This is a genomic window from Maribacter sp. PR1 (assembly GCF_028464145.1).
Lineage (GTDB): Bacteria > Bacteroidota > Bacteroidia > Flavobacteriales > Flavobacteriaceae > Maribacter.
On record NZ_JAQPCG010000005.1, the window covers coordinates 55,450 to 76,305 of the forward strand.

General features: G+C 40.3%; 19 protein-coding genes. 18 read left to right on the forward strand and 1 reads right to left on the reverse strand.

The window, feature by feature from the left end; genetic code table 11:
* The first annotated feature begins 67 nt into the window (after nt 1-67).
* From PP182_RS11160 to PP182_RS11195, 8 genes are all read left to right on the forward strand, one after another.
* Nucleotides 68-199, forward strand: coding sequence for a hypothetical protein (locus PP182_RS11160; protein ID WP_272651331.1), 132 nt, complete (start codon nt 68-70; stop codon nt 197-199).
* A gap of 346 nt (nt 200-545) precedes the next feature.
* Nucleotides 546-1,274 (forward strand): abortive infection system antitoxin AbiGi family protein, encoded by a 729-nt coding sequence (locus PP182_RS11165; RefSeq protein WP_272651332.1) that lies wholly within the window; start codon nt 546-548, stop codon nt 1,272-1,274.
* Between the two features lie 118 nt (nt 1,275-1,392).
* Nucleotides 1,393-2,235, forward strand: a complete 843-nt coding sequence (locus PP182_RS11170) for a restriction endonuclease (RefSeq protein WP_272651333.1) — start codon at nt 1,393-1,395, stop codon at nt 2,233-2,235.
* A gap of 151 nt (nt 2,236-2,386) precedes the next feature.
* The gene (locus PP182_RS11175; protein ID WP_272651334.1) at nt 2,387-3,352 is read left to right on the forward strand and encodes a hypothetical protein; all 966 of its coding nucleotides are present in this window, start codon (nt 2,387-2,389) and stop codon (nt 3,350-3,352) included.
* Nucleotides 3,353-3,814 carry a hypothetical protein gene (locus PP182_RS11180; RefSeq protein WP_272651335.1) on the forward strand — a complete coding sequence of 154 codons (462 nt, stop codon included), beginning with the start codon at nt 3,353-3,355 and terminating at the stop codon, nt 3,812-3,814. It begins immediately after the preceding gene.
* Nucleotides 3,807-5,831, forward strand: a complete 2,025-nt coding sequence (locus tag PP182_RS11185; protein ID WP_272651336.1) for a hypothetical protein — start codon at nt 3,807-3,809, stop codon at nt 5,829-5,831. The genes PP182_RS11180 and PP182_RS11185 overlap by 8 nt, the downstream gene beginning before the upstream one ends.
* A gap of 286 nt (nt 5,832-6,117) precedes the next feature.
* Nucleotides 6,118-7,545, forward strand: a complete 1,428-nt coding sequence (locus PP182_RS11190; RefSeq protein ID WP_272651337.1) for a DUF1593 domain-containing protein — start codon at nt 6,118-6,120, stop codon at nt 7,543-7,545.
* 160 nt (nt 7,546-7,705) lie between these two features.
* Nucleotides 7,706-8,074, forward strand: a complete 369-nt coding sequence (locus PP182_RS11195) for a hypothetical protein (protein ID WP_272651338.1) — start codon at nt 7,706-7,708, stop codon at nt 8,072-8,074.
* 23 nt (nt 8,075-8,097) lie between these two features.
* Here the strand turns inward: PP182_RS11195 and PP182_RS11200 are convergent, their stop codons facing one another.
* Nucleotides 8,098-8,826 carry a helix-turn-helix domain-containing protein gene (locus PP182_RS11200; protein WP_272651339.1) on the reverse strand — a complete coding sequence of 243 codons (729 nt, stop codon included), beginning with the start codon at nt 8,824-8,826 and terminating at the stop codon, nt 8,098-8,100.
* 15 nt (nt 8,827-8,841) lie between these two features.
* On the opposite strand from PP182_RS11200, the gene PP182_RS11205 reads away from it, so the two are divergent.
* The 10 genes from PP182_RS11205 (at nt 8,842) to PP182_RS11250 (ending at nt 20,796) form a co-directional block, all read left to right on the forward strand.
* Nucleotides 8,842-9,006 carry a hypothetical protein gene (locus tag PP182_RS11205; RefSeq protein WP_272651340.1) on the forward strand — a complete coding sequence of 55 codons (165 nt, stop codon included), beginning with the start codon at nt 8,842-8,844 and terminating at the stop codon, nt 9,004-9,006.
* Between the two features lie 408 nt (nt 9,007-9,414).
* Nucleotides 9,415-10,122 carry a protocatechuate 3,4-dioxygenase subunit beta gene (pcaH, locus tag PP182_RS11210; RefSeq protein WP_272651341.1) on the forward strand — a complete coding sequence of 236 codons (708 nt, stop codon included), beginning with the start codon at nt 9,415-9,417 and terminating at the stop codon, nt 10,120-10,122.
* Between the two features lie 6 nt (nt 10,123-10,128).
* Nucleotides 10,129-10,668 (forward strand): protocatechuate 3,4-dioxygenase subunit alpha, encoded by a 540-nt coding sequence (gene pcaG, locus PP182_RS11215; protein ID WP_272651342.1) that lies wholly within the window; start codon nt 10,129-10,131, stop codon nt 10,666-10,668.
* Nucleotides 10,669-10,679: 11 nt separating this feature from the next.
* The gene (gene pcaB, locus PP182_RS11220) at nt 10,680-12,005 is read left to right on the forward strand and encodes a 3-carboxy-cis,cis-muconate cycloisomerase (protein ID WP_272651343.1); all 1,326 of its coding nucleotides are present in this window, start codon (nt 10,680-10,682) and stop codon (nt 12,003-12,005) included.
* 235 nt (nt 12,006-12,240) lie between these two features.
* Nucleotides 12,241-13,377 carry a bifunctional 3-oxoadipate enol-lactonase/4-carboxymuconolactone decarboxylase PcaDC gene (gene pcaDC, locus PP182_RS11225; protein WP_272651344.1) on the forward strand — a complete coding sequence of 379 codons (1,137 nt, stop codon included), beginning with the start codon at nt 12,241-12,243 and terminating at the stop codon, nt 13,375-13,377.
* A gap of 4 nt (nt 13,378-13,381) precedes the next feature.
* Nucleotides 13,382-14,575, forward strand: coding sequence for a 4-hydroxybenzoate 3-monooxygenase (locus PP182_RS11230; protein ID WP_272651345.1), 1,194 nt, complete (start codon nt 13,382-13,384; stop codon nt 14,573-14,575).
* Nucleotides 14,576-14,581: 6 nt separating this feature from the next.
* Nucleotides 14,582-15,928, forward strand: a complete 1,347-nt coding sequence (locus PP182_RS11235; RefSeq protein ID WP_272651346.1) for a 3-oxoacid CoA-transferase — start codon at nt 14,582-14,584, stop codon at nt 15,926-15,928.
* A 4-nt stretch (nt 15,929-15,932) separates the two neighbouring features.
* On the forward strand, nt 15,933-17,141 hold the full coding sequence (pcaF, locus tag PP182_RS11240; RefSeq protein WP_272651347.1) for a 3-oxoadipyl-CoA thiolase: 1,209 nt from the start codon (nt 15,933-15,935) through the stop codon (nt 17,139-17,141).
* Nucleotides 17,142-17,719: 578 nt separating this feature from the next.
* Entirely contained in the window at nt 17,720-18,994 is a 1,275-nt protein-coding gene (locus PP182_RS11245) for a ribonucleotide-diphosphate reductase subunit beta (RefSeq protein WP_272651348.1), read from the forward strand.
* A complete protein-coding gene (locus PP182_RS11250; RefSeq protein ID WP_272651349.1) occupies nt 18,994-20,796 on the forward strand; it encodes a ribonucleoside-diphosphate reductase subunit alpha in 1,803 nt (600 codons plus the stop codon). The genes PP182_RS11245 and PP182_RS11250 overlap by 1 nt, the downstream gene beginning before the upstream one ends.
* Nucleotides 20,797-20,856: the final 60 nt, after the last annotated feature.

The window sequence follows — 20,856 nt, forward strand, 5'->3', positions numbered from 1 at the left end:
TTATGTAAGCGGAATACAAAAAGGTGTTGTCACTTCGAGCGCAGTCGAGAAGTGCTTTAACAACGTAATGTCGAAGGGAGTCGAAGTGTATTGTCACGAAACTGAGCAGCCTGTTCTGAGCATAGCCGAAGCAGGACCTCAAAACGACCTGAAACCAAAAATGTCAGGTCGAGAAGCCTGTGCTGAGCGTGGACACTGAGCGTAGCCGAAGTGAAGTCGAAAAATGTCAGGTCGAGCTGTCACATCGAGCGCAGTCGAGATGCGAGACCTCATTTAACATTCGCTAAATCATCTAGCCTCTCGACAAAGCTCGTGGTGAGAGTTCTTTATAATTGATTGAGAATATGCATTTTATAACTTTATGTATTTCTGTAAGAAAAGTCCCTAGATAATTTTTATATTGCAAGTAGCTAGCGATAATCACCTTCCCCTACTATTCTAGTGTTATTGACATTAGGCCTTTAAAAAGAAAGATATATACTTTAATATTCGTTAGATGTATAATCAACAATGCACAGATACAATTGTTGGGCATACTTTAAAGCATGAATAGAAAACTTGGAACATACAAGACATCTCCTAATTTAAGCTCAGAAACTTTATTTCATTTTACTGGAAACTTCGAAACTTTGAGGTTAATAATGAAAAACGGGTTTCAAGCTCGTTGGGTTTATGAAAAATTACCGGGTAGAAAATTAGCATATTTCACAAAAACAGTTTGCTTTTGTGATATCCCACTAGGGCTAATTAAAGAGCATGTTAATTGGTACGGTACATACGGTATTGGAATCAATAGACCAATCGCAAGAACCCATGGCTTGTCTCCAATCATGTACTTTCATTCAAAATCCCCAAAATTTCCAAATGGCAGTTCTAAACGAACAGTTGATTGGTTTAACGAATTTAAGTTTACTAGTTACCTAAAGCAAATAAGAGGAAAGCAAATGTTCTTTAATGATTTGTATGAACCATTTTGGAAATGGAAAACATTTTATAATGAGAGAGAATGGAGATATTTCCCTACTTACAATAAAACCAATGTTATCAAATACAAGAAAGAAACAGAGCTTGAAGAAAGGAGAAATGAGTTGAATAATAACAACGAATTGCCATATTTTTCATTTGAACCAGAATGGATAGAATACCTCTTGATTAATGACCCGAAAGAGATTGAAGGACTAATCAAAATTTTGAAAACAAAAAAGTATGAGCCTCACTTTGATAATCTTTTGACTAAAGTGATGACATTTAAGCAAATAAGAAAAGATTTTTGAAATAGAACCTAATGCCCAAGAATACCTATGCGTAATTTCCTTATGGCCAATGGTCATAATTAAAACGATGTATGTAAGTAGACAAAACATTTACGTTATTTAGAATTCGTAGCAAAAAATGGATTGGAAAGATTATGAAAATATAACCAAGTATATCTATGAAGAATTAGGGAGGAAAACAGGTGTAAAGATAATGGGATTTGGAAATTCTTTTAAATTGAAAGGGAAATCTGGTGTATCACACCAAATAGATATTTTGTCAAGTCATTCTGATGGACTTCATGATTACCTGACAGCAATCGAATGTAAATATTGGAATAAAAAAATAAACAAAGACATTGTCATGAAAATCGTCTCGATTGTTGAGGACACAAACATTCAGAAGGGTGTAATAGTTTCAAAAAGAGGATATACGGAAGACGGAATATCATTTGCTAAGCATAAAAACATAGGTCTTGTTGAGCTAAGAGAGCTCGAGGTTGGAGAGCAAAAAGAAAACGATAAGGAAACCGGCTTCCCAATAGGTGATTTGATTATAAATTATAAAATAAAAAGAAAAAGACCAAAAATATTAAATATGCAATTTGATTCTGTAAACAGAAATCAGAAATTAGATATAATAGAAACAAATCAAATGACCATTAGACTCGAAAATGGAAATGAAGTCGCCCTAAATGAGTATATATTTTCTTTTAAGGAAGAATTAAATAAACAGGAAATCAATAAAAGAATAAAGAAATACTATGAATTAGAAAATGCGAATCTCATTAACAAGTTGAGTAAAGAAATAACAAGAATAAATGGGCTAACATTTACTGGTATACTGGAAGAGAAGAATATGGATAATACTCTTCATTTTAATATTGTTGACAAAGTTTGGTTAATTATGAAATCGATTTTTGAAAATGATTCATACAATATTTCAAAATTAGGAATCATAAAAAAAAATAAAAATTACTAGGCAAGCTGCTTGTAAACAACTACGAAATGTAAACTACATGAAACGCATCGTATACAGGACATAATAATCAAGTTAAAAAAGCCAACGAGCAAATAGCACATGTGATTTTTTGCCAACACATAAGCCAACGCTAGATAAGTATTAATTGAATATGATAAAACTAACCGAAATTGGATTGACATTTACAGATGGCGACGAATGGGAAGCTTTTTGTCAAAGTTGCTTAAAGATAAAACACCAAAATCATAATTTTAAGTCTGTGCCAGCGGATTCAGGTGGTGATTACGGACTTGATGGTTATAATTCAATCGGTGACGCTTACCAATGTTATTGTCCAGAAAAAGAATATACTGATAAAGAACTTTATGAGCATCAAAGAGATAAAATAACTACGGACGTTCAAAAATTATTCGATTATCAAGTTAAATTAAGAAAAATACTCAATGGTAATAAAATAAAAATTTGGCATTTCACTACACCTTTGATTAAATCCAAGGAATTGATTTTGCACTGTAATACAAAAGAAAATCTAGTTAAAAGTTGGAATTTGGACTTTATAGATGATGACTTTGAAATTGGTTTAAAAGATTATGAATATTTTCTGCCAGAAATTCCTAGCGTAATTGATACAGAAAGACTATTAAAACCAATTACATATCAAGAAATAGACTTCACTAGTACTGAACCGACTAATCAAAAAATAGAAGACTTTAAGTCTGTATATGAAAACAACACCTTTGTCGAAAATGGTTTAAGAAAAAATGCAAAACTTTTTCCTGATAATCCTAAAAAAAATTATGCTCAAAACATAGTTGGTCTTACCGATTCACAGATTAAAGACTTCCTAGTAGGGGAAGATATTTTAGAGAAATGGTCAAATTTTAATAACAAGCTTTATGAAAAATTTGTTCGGGTAAGAAATACACTGGGAAAGAGAGTAGCAAAAGAAAGTCTTATTCCTGTTAATGATAACAGAGAAAAGCTTAAAGAAATAGACAGTACTGTAAAAGCACTTATCAATAAAGAATTTCATTTTTTATCAGAATCTAATAAGGAAGAATTAACAGCGTATTTGGTTTCTTTTTGGATTTTAGAATGTTCATTAGATTTTAGTTAAATGCAGGAAAACAAATACATATCATTCACAGAAAGAGAAATGCCTTTATACGTTAACTACAGACCTATGTATAAGGTTTCCCAAATTCTTTTAATACTTTATTTCAATGGTTATGCAGGTAAAGCGAGCTTGCTAAAGCTTCATATGTTTTCTTGGGCTTTAAAATCATACGAAAACTTGAATATTCTTAAAGATTTTGTAACCTCAAATTATCAAAAAAAACTTCAGTTTTTCGGTATTGAATCAACCTTAAATAGAGCATTAAATTTAGCCTACGCTGAAAAATTAGTTGACTTTGATAAAGGTAATTATAAGCTTTTAGAGAAGGGACGAAAGTTTGTAGAACAAATAATTGAAGATGACGCTTTGTTTGTAGATGAAAAACAGGTTTTAAAATTAATCGGAAAGAAGATTCCGGAAAAAATTATTAACGGATTAATAAATCAATGGAAGAATGCTTAAAATAAGAGCCTTAAAAATAACAATCAATACTGACAAAGGTATTTATGGAACACCACTTCTTCAGTTTAGTGATAGTTTAACAATAATAAAAGGTTTCAATTCAACAGGAAAAAGTACGCTGTTTCAGTCAATTTTATTTTGTCTAGGTTTAGAAGAACTTATTGGAGGTAAAAACGAGAAAACAATGCAATCTGTTCTTAAAAGCGAAATACTTAATAACGAGAATAAGATTGAAGCAAATGTAATTGAATCAAATATTCTTTTAGAAATTGAGGGTAATACTATCGTTACAGTAAAAAGATATATCTCTAGTGAATCAAAAAATTCAGGATTAGTCGAAGTTTTTAATGGACCACTTTTAACAGAGCCTAAACAATATGACTATGTCCCTATGTATGTTCACGACAAAGGAGCAGCTGATAGTAAAAATGCTTTTGGCTTCCATTCTTTTCTTGAGAATCTTATGGGTTGGGAATTACCGCAAGTGCAATACAAAGATGGAAGCTTTAGAAAATTATATCTTCAAAATATTTTCCCTAGCTTCATTATTGAGCAAAAAGCAGGTTGGACAGACTTTCTAGCAACGATTCCGTACTATGCATTATTAGATAAAGAAACAAGAGCATTAGAATTTCTTCTGAATCTAGATTCTTGGAAAATACAACAACGTAAATCAAAATTAAAACAAGACAAGAATGATTTAATATTTGATTGGAGAAACAAATACAATGAATTTAAATCACTTGCTAACCAAATAGCTTGTCAAATAAGAGGTGTTGGAACTCAACCTGAAATTATAGACTCTACTAATTCAGTTTATTTAGTATATGAAACAGAGGAAAGAACATATAACATATCTGAATATATTTCCACACTTGAAGAAGAATATGAAGAATTGGTTGATTTAGAGGTTCCAAATGTTGGTGAAGCAGCAGAGGAGTCTGAATTACGAATTAATAGGCTAAATGAACAATTAAGTAATTATTCTATTAATCTCTCATCAACAATTAATCAAAAGAATTTAGCAATAAGTAAGTATAAGTCTTTTGAAGAAAGGCTTTTAGAACTTGAAAATGACAAGGTTCAAAATGAGTATCATCTAAAAGTTAAAAAGAAAGGTGCTGAACAAGGTTTTGCAATCGCACACGACAATTGTCCGTATTGTAGTCAAGGTCTGAATGATTCATTACTTCCTAAAGATATTGAAATTGTTCCGATGCAGATAGAGGAAAATCTGGAATATCTAAAGGCGCAAATTAATCTAATCAAAATTTATATCTCAAATCACAAAAACGACATCTCTGATTTAGAAAAACGTATTGACCTTTTCAACATTAAAATTTCAGAAACAAGAAGTGATATCCGAACTCTTAAAACACAATTAACTAGCGACAACCGATTACCATCAATTGAACTAATAGAAAAGCGATTGAAGTTAAAAGCAAGACTCGATTTGTACCGTAGAAAATACGAAGAGTTAGCCTCATTTCAAGAAGATTTCAAGAGTTTATCGGACGAATGGTTACAAATATTAAGTGAAGAAAAGAAGTTGCCAAAATCACTTTCTGCATTCGATTACAAGAAAATATCGGAGTTGGAAAGAATATTTAAAGAACTACTTGGCGAATTTCATTACAGGAGTAAAACAATTGACAGTATAAGTATATCAAGAGATACCTTAATGCCTGTGGTAGACAGATATTCTTTAAAATTTGATTCATCAGCAAGTGATTTTACCAGAGCAATTTGGAGTTATACTATTGCTTTAAAAGAAACTTCTGAAAAATTTGATTGTAATCATCCTAAACTTTTCATCCTTGACGAACCTGGACAACAAGAAGCTGGAGATAATGACCTTCAATTTTTGTTAAAAAGATTAGGTAATTATGATAGTACTCAATCAATTGTCTTTTCTTCATTTCATCAGTCTGAAGAGACTTTTAGAGCCTGTACTAAAGATGTTGATTATGAACTTATCGATTTAGGTAAAGAAAAATTTATTAAAAAATATAATTAAAATATCAGCAAATTAAACCATCTGAATTTAAAATTGGCGAAAGCTTTAACTAAATCGAAAACATATAACCATAATAATTAGGTGTGGCCTTTGGTGAAGTTATTCAAAAACCAAAATCTCTCTTTCCTAAATTCCCTGGCGCAACGTCAACAAGGTTTTTGAAGTAAGGAAATTGAAAGAATGTTAATTCGGTTTTGTTAACTTTAGCATCCATCGATAAGTCTTAATCAACATAAACAATGCTAAACGGTGTACATCTTCAGGCGCTGCACCTAACCTTATTTCTATGAAGATATTTTTGTGGTTTATTTCTCTTTGTTTGCTCATCAGCAATTCATCGCTCGCCCAAACCCATCAAAAAAACAGGGTCATTATCCTAACGGATATTGAAGCCGATCCAGATGATACGCAGTCCTTGGTGCGTTTGCTGCTCTATTCCAATCAAATCGATATCAAGGGGCTGGTGGCCACCACCTCATGCTGGATGCAAAACAAAATAAATCCCGAGTCCATTGCCAGGGTAATCCGAGGGTATGGAAAAGTACAGCCCAACCTTCTCAAGCACGAATCTGGCTATCCTGAATCGGAAGCCTTGTTGTCCTTGATCAAAAAAGGACTTCCGGTGTACGGTATGGACGGTGTAGGCCACGGTAAAGATTCTGAGGGTTCCGATTGGATCATTAAGGTCTTGGAAGAAAAGGATGATCGTCCCTTATGGATTTCGGTTTGGGGCGGGGTAAATACCCTGGCGCAATCCCTCCATAAAATAAAACAAACGAAAAGTAAGAGCGAAGCCCAACGGATGATCTCAAAACTGAGGGTGTATACCATTTCCGATCAGGATGACAGCGGCCTTTGGATACGCAATACGTTTCCCGAGCTTTTTTATATTGTTTCCCCTGGAGATCACTATGCCTCGGCGACTTGGACGGGAATCAATACGTATATCAACGGAATCGATAACCGTAGCATAAGCAATGCGTGGATTGCCGAAAATATTCAGCAGAACCATGGGCCTTTAGGTGCGGAATATCCCGATGTGGCTTGGGGCATGGAAGGGGATACCCCGGCGTTTTTGTCCCTGATACCCAACGGACTTAACACACCCAAACATCCGGAATGGGGGGCATGGGGCGGTCGATATGCGCTCTACAAACCGGAATTTGACAAGACCAAAAAAGGAACTTCGGTGGTAACCATTGCTCCCGAGACCCGGGCTATTTGGACGAATGTTGATGATACGTACACGCCTTATGTTCCCCAAGAATATGGGAGAACCGTAAAAAGAGATACCCTTACCTTCAAGAATAATAAGGCCACCCTATGGCGGTGGCGGGATGATTTTCAAAATGATTTTGCCGCCCGTATGGACTGGTGTTTGATGACGTATAAGGAGGCGAATCATCCACCGGTGCCCGGTCTGACCCATCCTGAGGAGTTTACCGTAAAATCGGGCGAAGCTTTTAGTCTGGATGCTTTTAAATCCACCGACCCTGATGGGGATAACCTGAGTTATTTATGGTTCCACTATCCGGAGGAAAGTACCTATCAAAAGGAAATCTATATGGGGGCGGAGAATGTTCATATCGTGAACCTTACGGCGCCTGAAGTGGATAAAAAGGAAACCCTTCATTTTATTTTGAAGCTCTCCGATAAAGGCAGCCCTTCCTTAACAAGATACAAACGCGTTATCGTTACCGTTGTACCTGAATAGCAGGTATGGCCACATTTGCATTGGAGTAGTACCATAGTGCTGTAAATGCTATCCCTTTCTAATCATACCTATATGTCGGACTTGGTTGAAAAAACCGCTCGAGACAACCTTTTTAAGCTATTTTGCGTCTATCCATATGAATAGTAGGTAATGCTATACAATGGATAAATCTAAAATCGTCAAAATAGCAACCATCATCGGTTCCATACTTCTTGTTATTATGGCCATTTTTCATATCAGTGGCATTGGATATGTAAACAACCTTGTGCAGCAATCAAATACTGAACTCATTGTAAAGACTATTTTTCCGGTGTTATTTGCACATCCGTCCGTTCAACTTTTTGGATTTGCTGGATTGGGGATTTGGACACTCTTTAGTGGAAATGGAATTAAAAATTCATTACTCTTTATAGCGGTTATGGTATGTATAGATGCTGCTTTTGCATTCTATTTAGGGGCTGCTGTCCCCGGTGTTCTCTTGATGTTTGCTGCTTTTACTTTTGGTATTGGGGCAGTCAAGGCAAAATAAATACCAGTTGTCAAAAAACAAAATCACCCTTTCCTAAACTCCCCAGGCGCTACGCCCACCCGGTTTTTAAAAAGTCGGCTAAAATAGGCGGGGTCGTTAAAGTTGAGGAAGTAGGCCACCTCGGCAATGGAGTAGGAGGTGTTCAACAGGTATTTTTTGGCTTCGGCAATAGTAAAGTCTTGCACCACTTTTAAGGCAGAGGTTCCCGCCACGGTATGGCATACCCGGTTGAGGTGGGTCTGGGTAATACCGAGTTTTTTAGCAAAGGTTTTGATGCTGGGCAGGTCTTGGGCATGTTGCCGAATGAGTTCCTGAAACTGTTGAAAATAGGCCAGGTTGCGGTTGTTGGTGAATAAATCGGCCGTTCGGGTCCTAAACTTTTCGCGATACAGTTCCAGGTAGAGCATTTCAAAATAGGTCTTGAGGGCCAAAAGTTTTTCGGGCGCATTGTCAAAAATCTCTTGCTGAATCTTGTCCTTCCAATAGTCGAACTCCGCAAAACGTTCGGGACGGTCGGTAAAGGAAATACAGGCCAATTGCCCCAATTGTCGGGTAAGGTCGGGCTTGTTGGGCAACAGGGTATCGTAAAAGGAAACGGAGAGGGTCATGACGTGTCCGGTAATGTGCGGCTCAAAATGAAAGCCGTGCAGTACGTTGGCGGGTACGGTCACCGCGCAAGGGGCATTTAAGGAGACTTCTTGATTTTCGGAATACAGAGTACCGCTTCCAGAGGAAATTAAAAAGAGCTGCACCAGATCGGTGTGGATATGTTCCTCAATTTCCCACGCATAAATTTTGCTGCGGTCTTGCAGGGGTTCCAGATGGATGAAATCGGACACCATGGGCAACTGCTGCTCGCCATACAGGCCTTGGTAGCGGAGGAGGTCGTTCATTTATGTATATTTAAAACAGGTATCTTAAATTATCAATAAAAAAGTAAATATATGTATTTCAATAGATTAAAGGATAATTTAATATCATATTCGGTATATAAAACGGATAAAATGTTTATTTTGTACAATAATAAAACAAAAATATCCAAGAGTAAATATCAATGTTTTAGTAGGTTTGAATGGATGAATCGATTGTCCGTTGATAATCTTACTTGCACTTTTAGTGTCAGGTCGAGCGGTCATATCGAGCGCAGTCGAGATGCGAGACCTCAATTAAAATGAATTGAACCTATAGACCTCTCGACTTTAAGTTTATCTTGAGCATTGGGTGAAAAGAAAACATGTTTTCTTTGAGCGCACCTTGCGGAGCAAAACGAAAGACTCGAGGGGACAACCAGTTATGGTGTATTAGGGATAATACGAGAGTATAATTAAAAATTAAGACTAATGGCTTCTGAATTTTTAGACCAATTTGATAGGGAAGTGCAACCGCCTTACCTTCACGAAGCGTATAAATCCACCCTGCTACGGGCGCCTTTGCAGCCTTTGGTGGTGCCCCCAAAAAAGGAGATTACCCGGAGTGGACCGTTGTTCAAGGATTTTAATCTGGGTGCTTTGGACCACGACCTGACCAAAAATTCGGTCAAGGACGGCGAAGCCATCGGGGAGCGTATTGTGGTGCACGGAAAGGTGACCAACGAAAAGGGACATCCTTTGCCCCATACCCTTATTGAACTTTGGCAGGCAAATTCCGCCGGGCGTTACGTACACAAAGTGGATCAGCACGATGCCCCGTTGGACCCCAACTTTTTGGGAACCGGCCGTTGCATGACCGATGCCCACGGTAATTATAAATTCTATACCATTAAACCGGGTGCCTATCCCTGGGGAAACCACCCCAATGCATGGCGGCCCAACCATATCCATTTTTCCCTCTTTGGGGGCAATATTACAAGTCGGTTGATTACCCAAATGTATTTTCCCGGCGATCCGCTCTTTGAACACGACCCTATTTTTAAGGCCGTACCGCCCAAGGGAAGGGAGTTGTTGATTTCCAAGTTCGACCTCTCCATCACCGAACCCAATTTTGCCCTAGGCTACCGTTTTGACATTGTGTTGCGCGGAAAACATGCAACCCCTTTTGAAAATCTGTAAGTGACCATGAGCGATACCCTAAAAAAACAGACCCCCTCACAGACCATAGGTCCCTATTTTGCATACGGACTCACCCCGCAGCAATACGGCTATGCCTATGATAGCTTGGCGGATAATGATATGACCAGGGGACTTACGAACATAACACCCATTACCATCACCGGAACGGTGTATGAAGGCAGCGGCAACGCCATAGACGATGCTATGGTGGAACTTTGGCAAGATGATGGCGAACATAAACTGTTTGGTCGCTATGGCACGGGAACGGACGAGGGGAACACCTTTACCTTTACTACGATAAAACCGAAACCCGTGAACGGGGAAGCGCCTTATATCAACGTAATTTTGTTTATGCGTGGGCAATTGTTGCATTCCTATACCCGTATTTATTTTTCGGATGAGGCGGAACTAAACCAAACTGACGCGCTATTACAATCAATCGACAAGGACCGTAGGCAGACCCTGATAGCGGAGAAAAACGGAGAAGGCTATACCTTCAATATTCACATGCAAGGGACGAAGGAAACCGTATTTTTTGAAATCTAACCAGAAATAAAATGTCGCTCTACGCCAATACCTTTAATGCCCTTGAACTGACGGAATTATTTTCGGACCGGTACGCCGTGGCCATGTTATTGAAGGTGGAAGCCGAATTGGCAAAAGCCCAAGCGTCCGAAGGTATCATTCCCGAGGCCGCAGCGAAAATCATAGCGGATTGCTGTGTGGTTGATGCCATGGATATAAATAGTTTGAAGACGGATGTGGTCTTGGGGGGCAATGTGGCCATTCCGCTGGTCAAACAGCTTACGAAGATTATTAAGAATCGGGATTTTGAGGCCTCCAAATATGTGCATTTGGGAGCCACGAGTCAGGATATTATCGATACCGCCACCATTCTCACCACTAAGGACTATCTGGAGTGGATGGAAGCGAAACTCAAAGCTTTGCAACAAGTTTTGGTACAGACCACAAAAGACCACGTAAAGACCATCATGATCGGGCGGACCTTGTTGCAACAGGCCAAACCCATGACCTTTGGGGTGAAGACCGCCGGATGGTTGGAAAGTTGTTCACGCAATCTGTCGCGCTTGGGTCATTTAAAGGAAAATTTATACAGCATACAATTGGGCGGTGCCGTAGGCAGTGGCAATGCCCATATCACTACCGAGGTACAGGAGAAAATGGCTGATGCCTTGGGGTTGCAACCTGCTTTTCCATGGCAGTCGCAGCGCGATTCCCTAAACGATTTTGCTTCTTTTTTGGGCATTGTTTCGGGCAGTTTGGGCAAGATGGCCAAGGATATTTCCCTGTTGATGCAAACCGAAGTGGCCGAAGTCTTTGAAGGGGCGGCCGAAGGTAAGGGCGGCTCCAGTACCATGCCGCACAAACGGAATCCAGTTAGCTGTGCTCTCATTTTGAGCAATGCTACCCGTACCCCGGGATTGGTCGCTACCATGCTCGGTGCCATGCCTCAGGAACACGAACGTTCCGCAGGACTTTGGCATGCCGAGTGGGAAACCTTGAGCACTTTGATGCAGCTTACCGCCGGCGCTTTGGAGAAATCGGTAGATTTGATTGCAAATTTGGAAGTGGATAAAGAGCGTATGTTGCAGAACATCGAAATCACGAATGGACTCATCTATGCGGAGAAAGTGTCCTTACAATTGTCCAAATCCATCGGAAAAATGCAGGCCCATGAATCCGTAAAAAAGGCGTGTCATTTGGCCATGCAGCAGCAAAAACAATTGAAGGAAGTGGTGCAGGAGATGCATCCACAATTAGAAAATTTGGACGCCTTGTTCTTACCTGAAAACGCGATTGGTAATAGCGTGGAGTGGGTAGAAAAGGTGTTGAGAAAATACAATACTGAGTTCGATGATTAATTCTTTATTTGTGGTCCATAGGCAAATTAATTTGTGTAATGTTTCCCCGAGCGCAGTCGAGGGGTCAATCGGCAACTATAAACTGGATAATGCCTTGCATCTCGACTTTGAGTTTATCTTGAGCGAAGCCGAAAGGCTCGATGTGTCGGCCCAAATTTAAAATTTGCAACGACTTATTCTCCCTTTTTAATGAATTTACGATGTATAGAACTCAGAAAAGTCTAATTAAAAACCTATGAAGACCAATTATAAAATACAGGGTACGCCCAATAGTCCCGTGCTAATGTTCTCCAATTCCTTAGGGGCGGATTTAACGATGTGGGACGATTTGGTGCCGCACCTCTTGCCGTATTTTAAGGTGTTGCAGTACGATACCCGAGGCCACGGACAAAGTGAATTGACCGAGGGCCCCTATACCATTGAAATGTTGGGCCAAGATGTCATCGACCTATTGGACCAATTGAAGATTGATAAAGTGTATTTCTGCGGATTGTCCATGGGGGGTATGATAGGGCAGTATCTCGGGATACACCATCCGGATAGATTGCACAAGTTGATCATCAGCAATACCGATGCTAAAATTGGTACGGCAGAAGGATGGAAGGATCGCATAAAGACTATAAACGAACAAGGCATGCAGGCCATTGTGGACGGCACGATGGAAAAGTGGTTTACCAAGGCCTACCACATCAACCGTCCTTACCGGGTCGCGGAAATGAGAGAAATCTTTTTGGCCAACAGCCTAGCTGGGTATACGGCATGTTGTGCGGCCTTGGGGGCTGCAGATTTTAGGGAAGACATTAAAAACATTTCGGTGGAAACCTTAATTATCACGGGCGATGAGGATGAGGTTACCAATGTGGAACAAGCGGAAGCCCTGCAAAAGGAAATTGAGGGCGCGCAATTGAAAGTGTTCCATGCCCGGCATTTACCCAGTACGGAATTACCGGCCTACTATGCGGAAACCCTTATCGATTTTATAGTGGGCGAAGATGGTTTTGACCGAGGGATGCACGTGCGCCGTACCGTGTTAGGCAGTGCCCATGTGGACCGGGCGAACAGGAATAAAAACGAATTCAATACCGATTTTCAGGAATTTATATCGCAATACGCTTGGGGGGAGATTTGGACCCGCCCGGGATTGTCCAAACACACCCGAAGTCTCATTACCCTTTCCATGCTGATACCGCTGAATAAAAAGGCGGAGTTTAAAATGCATGTTCGGGCAGCCTTTAACAATGGGGTCGCCGTGGCCGAAATCAAGGAAGTGATTTTGCAATCGGGTATTTATTGTGGCTTGCCCGCCGCCAACGATGCCATGCATTCGGCAGAGGAAGTTTTTGAGGAACTGGGATTGGAGTATAAAGAATAGCAACATGATCAACATTAAAACACAAGTAGGGATTATCGGTGCCGGTCCGGCCGGATTGGTTCTGGCGAATTGGCTGAGAAAGTATGGGATTGCATCCGTAATTATTGAATTGCGCTCACGGGAATATGTTGAGGGGAGGGTGCGTGCCGGACTGGTAGAACAGAACACCAAGGATATTTTAAAGGAATTGAGATTGGATGCCCGCATGAACAAGGAAGGTATCGTTCATGATGGCGTGTATTTGAGTTTTGATGAGGAACGTATTCATATTCCCTTTGGGGAATTAACCGGAGGCAGAACCATAAGTATTTATGGCCAACAGGAAATTGTAAAGGATCTGACCGATGCCTGGTTACAGGAGGGTGGAGAATTGCATTTTGAGACCAAGGCCACCAAAATTGTAGATTTTGATACCAAAAGCCCAAAGATTTACTTTGAAAAGGACGGCGAAGAAGGAATTATGGAGTGCGACTTTGTGGCGGCCTGTGATGGATTCCACGGTATAGGGAGAAAGACCTTGCCCAAAAAAAGCTTTCAATCCTATGATATTACGTATCCTTTTAGTTGGTTGGGTATTTTGGCCCATGTGGCCCCGTCTACGGATGAATTGATCTATGCCTATCACGAGAACGGTTTTGCCTTGCATAGCCTGCGTTCGGAAATGGTAAGCCGATTGTATATTCAGGTAGATAATGACGAGTCGGTCGATAATTGGTCGGATGACCGAATCTGGAGCGAACTTTCCAAACGCTTGGCCACCCCCGGTTTTGAATTGGAGGAAGGTCCTATTTTTGAAAAGGGCATTACGCCTATGCGGAGCCATATGATCGATAGTTTGCAATCGGGCCGCTTATTTTTATCCGGAGATGCAGCGCATATTGTACCTCCAACCGGTGGTAAGGGCATGAACCTGGCCATTGCCGATGTAAAACACTTGGTAGATGCCTTTGTGGATTTCTATTCAAACAATTCCGAAGCCAAGATGGATAGTTATACCCGTATCGCCTTGCAGCGCATTTGGAGGGCACAGGATTTTTCCAATTTTATGACCAAGCTATTCCACAAGCAGGATGCCCACGGTTCCTTTACTTATCGCTTACAGAAAGCGAAGTTCGATTATCTAAAAGTGTCCAGAGCCTATAAAACCACAATAGCGGAAAATTATGTGGGCCTACCCTTTGAATCCTTTGAAATATAAAAGTACATGAAAACAGTACCGGTAATCAGTGCCGAAAAAGCGGCAAGTCTTGTAAAAAATGGGGATATCCTAATGGTGGGGGGCTTTGGAATGACGGGTAATCCAGTGAATATTGTTCATGAACTGGCCAAGACCCAAACCAAAGGCCTTACCTATATTGCGAACAACGTAGGGGAACCCAATATGGGTGGGGGACGTTTGTTGAACAACGGACAATTGAAAAAAATGATCGGTTCCTTCTTTACCTCAAATCGGGAAGCCGTATTGGCCGCCCAAGAAGGTCGGGTGGAATATGAATTATTGCCCCAAGGTACCCTGGCAGAAGCAATCAGGGCCGGAGGTGCCGGTATTGGCGGATTTTACACCCCAACCTCCGCAGGAACCCTGATTGCAAAAGAAAGGGAAACGAAGGTAGTGCATGGCAAAGAGCAGGTTTTTATTGAAGGAATTCATGGGAATGTAGCCTTTATACGAGCTTGGAAAGCCGATACGGCAGGAAATCTGCAATACCGAATGACGGAGCAAAACTTTAACCGTGCCATGGCCACTGCGGCGGACATTGTGGTTGCGGAAGTACAGGAAATTGTTCCCGTGGGCGAGCTGGACCCGAATGAAATACATACCCCGGGCTGTTTTGTGGATTATTTGGTAGAACGCAAACTGACCTTGGAAGATTTAGGTATCTCGGCATCGGTGGGATCCTCAAAAGTGGTCGATGAAAAACGGATGAACATGGCCAAGCGAGCGTTTGCCGAACTGGAAAAGGGCGATGTGGTGAATTTGGGTATCGGAATCCCCACCTTGGTGGCTGATTATATTTCGCCCCAGGATGGTATCATTCTCCATACGGAAAATGGCATGTTGGGTGTAGGCCCAGAACCAGAAGATGGGGGAGGAGCAATGCATTACCCGGTAAATGCGGGTAAAGTGCCAGTAACGGCATTGGAGGGTAGTAGCTATTTTGATAGTGCCGATAGTTTTGCCATGATCCGTGGTGGACATATTGATGTGGCCATTATGGGGGGATTGGAAGTAGATGCCCAAGGGAATCTGGCCAACTGGTCCGTGCCCGGAAAACCGCTTCTGGGCGTTGGAGGGGCGATGGATTTGGCCTCCGGAGCAAAGAAATTAATTATTACTTTAGGCCATACCGATAGGGACGGTAATAGCAAAGTTGTGGAAAACTGCAGCTTGCCTATTACGGATTTTAACTGTGTGGATGTCCTGATTACGGAACTGGCGGTTTTTAAATTTATTAAAGGGCAATTGACCTTGACGGAAATTTTACCCGGAAGTAGCTTGGAGGAAGTCTGTGAAAAGACAGCCGCCAAATTTGTAGAACAATTAGCATAACCGAATGAAAGAAGCATATATCGTAGACGCAATTCGTACCCCCATAGGAAGTTTTAGAGGAGCCTTGGCCCCGGTTCGTGCCGATGATTTGGCGGCCATTCCCATCAAGGCCCTGTTGGAGAAATATCCCAACTTGCCCAAGGAGGCTATCGACGATGTTGTTTTAGGATGCCATAACCAAGCGGGTGAGGACAATCGGAATGTTGCTCGTATGGCCTTATTATTGGCCGGTTTGCCCTATACTGTTCCCGGGGAAACGGTCAACCGATTATGCTCCTCTGGAATGTCCGCCGTAGTCCATGCCAACCGGGCTATCAAGGCCGGTGACGGCGATGTATTCATTTCCGGTGGTATGGAACACATGTCCCGTGGACCCTATGTGATTTCCAAAGCATCCACTGCTTTTGGTAACGATTCCAAAATGGAGGATTCCAGTTTTGGCTGGCGCTTTGTAAACAAAAAATTACATGAAATGTATGGCACCGATGCCATGGGGATTACCGCGGAAAATTTGGCGGAAAAGTTCAACATAAGTCGGGAAGATCAAGATTTGTTCGCGTACAATTCCCAGATGAAAGCGACCAAAGCACAGCAAAATGGTGTTTTGGCGGAAGAAATCTGCAATGTGGAAATTCCGCAACGGAAGGGAGACCCCATAGTGGTTTCTCAAGATGAATTTATTCGTCCGGATACCACATTGGAAAAGTTGGCCACCTTGCGAACCGTTTTTAAAAAGGACGGTACGGTTACGGCGGGGAATGCCTCGGGACTGAACGACGGAGCCGCGGCGATGTTGGTCGTTTCGGAAGATGCACTGCAGAAATACAATTTAACACCAAAGGCCAGAATCGTCACCTCCGCTGTAGTAGGGGTGGAGCCTAAAATCATGGGAATTGGTCCGGTGTATGCCACCAGAAAGGTTTTGGAAAAAACGGGTCTTTCCCTAAAGGATATGGATGTGATGGAATTCAACGAAGCTTTTTCCGCACAAGCCCTGGCCTGTACACGGGAGCTGGGATTGGCCGATGACGACCCAAGAATAAACCCTAACGGAGGAGCCATTGCCATTGGTCACCCCTTGGGGATGTCCGGTACTAGAATTGTACAAGCGGCCGTTAGCCAATTAGCACGAAGTGGTGGAAAATATGGTTTGGCAACCATGTGTGTTGGAGTCGGCATGGGCTATGCTATAGTGGTGGAAAATGTTACGTGAGTATTTTTCGTTTAACGCCATTAAAAAGTAAGAACAAAAAATTTCTGAGTACACTAGTATTGATGTTACTGTATCCTTCAATTTGAATATATTTTATTATTTCAAATCAATTTTAATTTGGATAATAACCTTTCGGAAAAGAATAAAATCAGAACTATTGAGATGTATAGAATTTGTCAAAATATTTATCCGTACGGTTAATTTCTTTTAAAATTATAAATAGTAAACTTCACTAATTTTTAATTATTTTTTGAAGTTTTCTAGGGCTATAATCCACTCTTTTAGGAACATAAGTTTCAATATCTTTTGGACTACTTTAAAAAAGATTTTTTTTGATATTTATTTAGTTTAAAAAATATAATAAACTGACTTTGGTATAACTTGTAACTTCATTTGTTAGCTATTAAACAATTGAAAATCAGATATATAAAAATTTATATCTAAGGTGCTTTTTATAGGCTAAAAATTCATTGTTGATAAAAGTGTTGAAAAACTTCAAACGTCCATTCACTATTGAAGACTTAAAAAATTGACCTTTATACCTCTCGAAAGAAGTATCACTTTAACCTTTTATTAACATGGAGATAACAGAAGTCATTAAAAGGGACTTTACCACTAAGCCCTTTCAATTACATAAGATTACGAATGCAATTTTAAAGGCCATGACCGCGGTGGAACAAGGTGGTCCTGGTGAGGCGGAAGAAATTTCCAAAAATGTGTATTCAGCGCTTTTGGAAAGAAAAGTAAAAGATAACGCATATAAGCCGACGGTAGAGGAGGTTCAGGATTTCGTAGAGAAAAAATTAATGGAGGGCGGTTTTTTTGAGGTTGCCAAGGCGTACATATTATACAGAAATGAACAAGCCCAAAAAAGAAAGTCCAATATTTTCGAGAAACGTATTAATTTAAAACCTTATGAATATCCTGCTTTGTACGAATATGTTCCTGCGATAAGACATTCGTATTGGATACATACGGAGTTCAATTTCACAAGTGATATTCAGGACTTTAAAACCCGTCTTTCCGATACGGAGCGAAGTGCGATTAAAAATACCATGTTGGCTATTTCTCAAATAGAGGTTGCCGTAAAAAGCTTCTGGGGAGATATTTATCATAAAATGCCCAAGCCGGAAATTGGTTCCGTAGGAGCTACTTTCGCGGAGAGTGAAGTAAGACACCATGATGCGTATTCACATCTCTTGGAAATTTTAGGGCTAAACCAAGAGTTTAAAAACCTAAAGAAGAAGCCGGTAATTATGAAACGTGTCCACTATTTGGAGACGGCTTTGAAAAATGCAAAGAGTGAGGATAATCAGGAATATGCAGAATCTATTTTGTTGTTCTCCTTATTTATAGAACATGTTTCCCTGTTTTCTCAATTTTTAATCATCATGGCTTTTAATAAGCACAAAAACATGTTGAAGGGAATTTCCAATGTGGTCGAAGCAACATCCAAAGAAGAACAAATACACGGGGATTTTGGTATTGATATTATCAACATTATTAAGGATGAAAATCCAGAGTGGTTCAATATGGAATATCACTCCATGATTCAGGACATGTGTAAGGACGCGTTTACTGCGGAGAGTGATATTATCGATTGGATTTTTGAGGCGGGCGAAATAGACTTTTTACCCAAGGTTCTGGTGAAAGAGTTTATTAAAAAGAGATTTAATGATTCCTTGAATAGTATAGGAATTGAAAAAATATTTGAGGTAGACGAAAAATTATTAGCGCAGACCGAATGGTTTGATGATGAGATTATCGGTACCAAACATGGAGACTTTTTTGTAAAACGCTCCATAAATTACAGCAAAAGAACACAAAGTATAACCAGCGACGACTTATTTTAATGAACGATTCAAAACTAAACCTAGAGAAAGAAGTACAAGAGGAGAAAGTATTAAACGGTTCTGACCAGCTTGTGCAAGCCAGGAAAGAAGCGCTTAAAAACTTATCATCAGAAAAAGAACAGGAAAAAGGCTTTTCCTGGCTAAACGATCATAGCCGTAACTTTTTGGCATCCGGTTATTTGACCAAAGGGGTAACTCCTGAAGAACGTATCCGTGAAATTGCAGATAGGGCAGAGGCTATTTTAAATATTCCAGGATTTTCGGATAAGTTTTATGGGTATATGAGTGAAGGTTTTTATTCCCTAGCTTCTCCGGTCTGGTCAAACTTTGGGAAAGAAAGAGGATTGCCTATCAGCTGTTTTGGTTCGCACATAGACGATGACATGGGTAATATTCTGTATACCCAGTCCGAAGTGGGAATGATGTCTAAATTGGGAGGTGGAACTTCTGGTTATTTTGGAAAAATAAGACATCGTGGTGCAGAGGTCAAAAATAATGGTCAAGCATCTGGAGCGGTCCATATTATGCAGCTTTTTGAATCTATGGTGGATGTAGTAAGTCAAGGGTCGGTTCGTCGTGGTCGATTTTCACCGTATTTGCCTGTTGAGCATCCGGATATTAAAGAGTTTTTAGAAATAGGCACTGAAGGAAATCCAATTCAAGAGCTAACCCACGGCGTTACGGTTACCAATGAGTGGATGCAGGAAATGGTCGATGGTGATGTAGAAAAAAGGTCAATTTGGGCAAAAGTTTTACAGCGAAGGGGAGAAATGGGCTACCCATACATTTTCTTTAAAGATAATGCCAACAATGGTGCAGCGGATGTATATAGGGATAAAAACCATGCTATCTATGCAAGTAACCTGTGTACGGAAATCATGTTACCGTCCAATGATCAATGGTCCTTTGTCTGTGTATTGTCTTCCGTAAACGTTTTACATTACGATAAGTGGAAGGATACCGATGCCGTAGAAACGATGGTACATTTCTTGGACGCCGTAATTACGGAATTCTGCGAGAAATTAGAAGCGTATAGGGACTCAGATAGTCGTGAGGACCGACAAACGTTCTTGTTTATGGAACGTGCCTACAACTTTGCCAAGGAAAATCGTTCTTTGGGTCTTGGAGTATTGGGATGGCATTCCTTATTGCAATCAAAAATGCTAGCATTTAATAGCCAGGAAGCATACAATCTAAATAGTGAAATATTCAAGGCTATAAAAGAGAAGTCTTATAAAGCCTCTGAGGAGTTAGCGAAAAGATTTGGAGAACCAGCCGTTTTAAAGGGGTACGGAAGACGTAATGCCACGTTGAATGCTATTGCTCCTACAACTTCATCAGCATTTATTTTGGGTCAAGTGTCCCAAGGTATAGAGCCGATATGGTCCAATACCTATGTTAAGGATATTGCCAAGGTAAAAACGACGATTAGAAACCCTTATTTGGTAGCGTTGTTGGAAGAAAAAGGCATGAATACGACCGAAGTATGGAGAAGTATACGAGATTTTGATGGTTCTGTACAACACTTGGATTTCTTAACGGACGAGGAAAAAGAGGTATTCAAGACTTATTCCGAAATAGACCAAATGGATATCATCTACCAGGCAGCAAATAGGCAAAACCACATAGACCAAGGGCAGTCCGTGAACATCATCGTTCACCCGGAAATGCCAGTTAAGGAAATCAATAAAATTCATGTTACGGCTTGGAAACTGGGATTAAAATCCCTCTACTACCAACATAGCATGAATGCCGCACAAAAATTCAAACAAAAGAAGGAATGTGCTAGTTGTGAAGCATAACTCTATTTCCACTATTACAAAAAAGGGCCAGCTGATCAGCTGGCCCTTTTCTTTTTGCTA

Excerpts from the sequence above, each read along its gene's own strand:
- PP182_RS11160 (WP_272651331.1), top strand. The coding sequence starts at position 68 with ATGTCGAAGGGAGTCGAAGTGTATTGTCACGAAACTGAGCAGCCTGTT.
- PP182_RS11165 (WP_272651332.1), top strand. The coding sequence starts at position 546 with ATGAATAGAAAACTTGGAACATACAAGACATCTCCTAATTTAAGCTCA.
- PP182_RS11170 (WP_272651333.1), top strand. The coding sequence starts at position 1,393 with ATGGATTGGAAAGATTATGAAAATATAACCAAGTATATCTATGAAGAA.
- PP182_RS11175 (WP_272651334.1), top strand. The coding sequence starts at position 2,387 with ATGATAAAACTAACCGAAATTGGATTGACATTTACAGATGGCGACGAA.
- PP182_RS11180 (WP_272651335.1), top strand. The coding sequence starts at position 3,353 with ATGCAGGAAAACAAATACATATCATTCACAGAAAGAGAAATGCCTTTA.
- PP182_RS11185 (WP_272651336.1), top strand. The coding sequence starts at position 3,807 with ATGCTTAAAATAAGAGCCTTAAAAATAACAATCAATACTGACAAAGGT.
- PP182_RS11190 (WP_272651337.1), top strand. The coding sequence starts at position 6,118 with ATGAAGATATTTTTGTGGTTTATTTCTCTTTGTTTGCTCATCAGCAAT.
- PP182_RS11195 (WP_272651338.1), top strand. The coding sequence starts at position 7,706 with ATGGATAAATCTAAAATCGTCAAAATAGCAACCATCATCGGTTCCATA.
- PP182_RS11205 (WP_272651340.1), top strand. The coding sequence starts at position 8,842 with ATGTTCCTCAATTTCCCACGCATAAATTTTGCTGCGGTCTTGCAGGGG.
- pcaH (WP_272651341.1), top strand. The coding sequence starts at position 9,415 with ATGGCTTCTGAATTTTTAGACCAATTTGATAGGGAAGTGCAACCGCCT.
- pcaG (WP_272651342.1), top strand. The coding sequence starts at position 10,129 with ATGAGCGATACCCTAAAAAAACAGACCCCCTCACAGACCATAGGTCCC.
- pcaB (WP_272651343.1), top strand. The coding sequence starts at position 10,680 with ATGTCGCTCTACGCCAATACCTTTAATGCCCTTGAACTGACGGAATTA.
- pcaDC (WP_272651344.1), top strand. The coding sequence starts at position 12,241 with ATGAAGACCAATTATAAAATACAGGGTACGCCCAATAGTCCCGTGCTA.
- PP182_RS11230 (WP_272651345.1), top strand. The coding sequence starts at position 13,382 with ATGATCAACATTAAAACACAAGTAGGGATTATCGGTGCCGGTCCGGCC.
- PP182_RS11235 (WP_272651346.1), top strand. The coding sequence starts at position 14,582 with ATGAAAACAGTACCGGTAATCAGTGCCGAAAAAGCGGCAAGTCTTGTA.
- pcaF (WP_272651347.1), top strand. The coding sequence starts at position 15,933 with ATGAAAGAAGCATATATCGTAGACGCAATTCGTACCCCCATAGGAAGT.
- PP182_RS11245 (WP_272651348.1), top strand. The coding sequence starts at position 17,720 with ATGGAGATAACAGAAGTCATTAAAAGGGACTTTACCACTAAGCCCTTT.
- PP182_RS11250 (WP_272651349.1), top strand. The coding sequence starts at position 18,994 with ATGAACGATTCAAAACTAAACCTAGAGAAAGAAGTACAAGAGGAGAAA.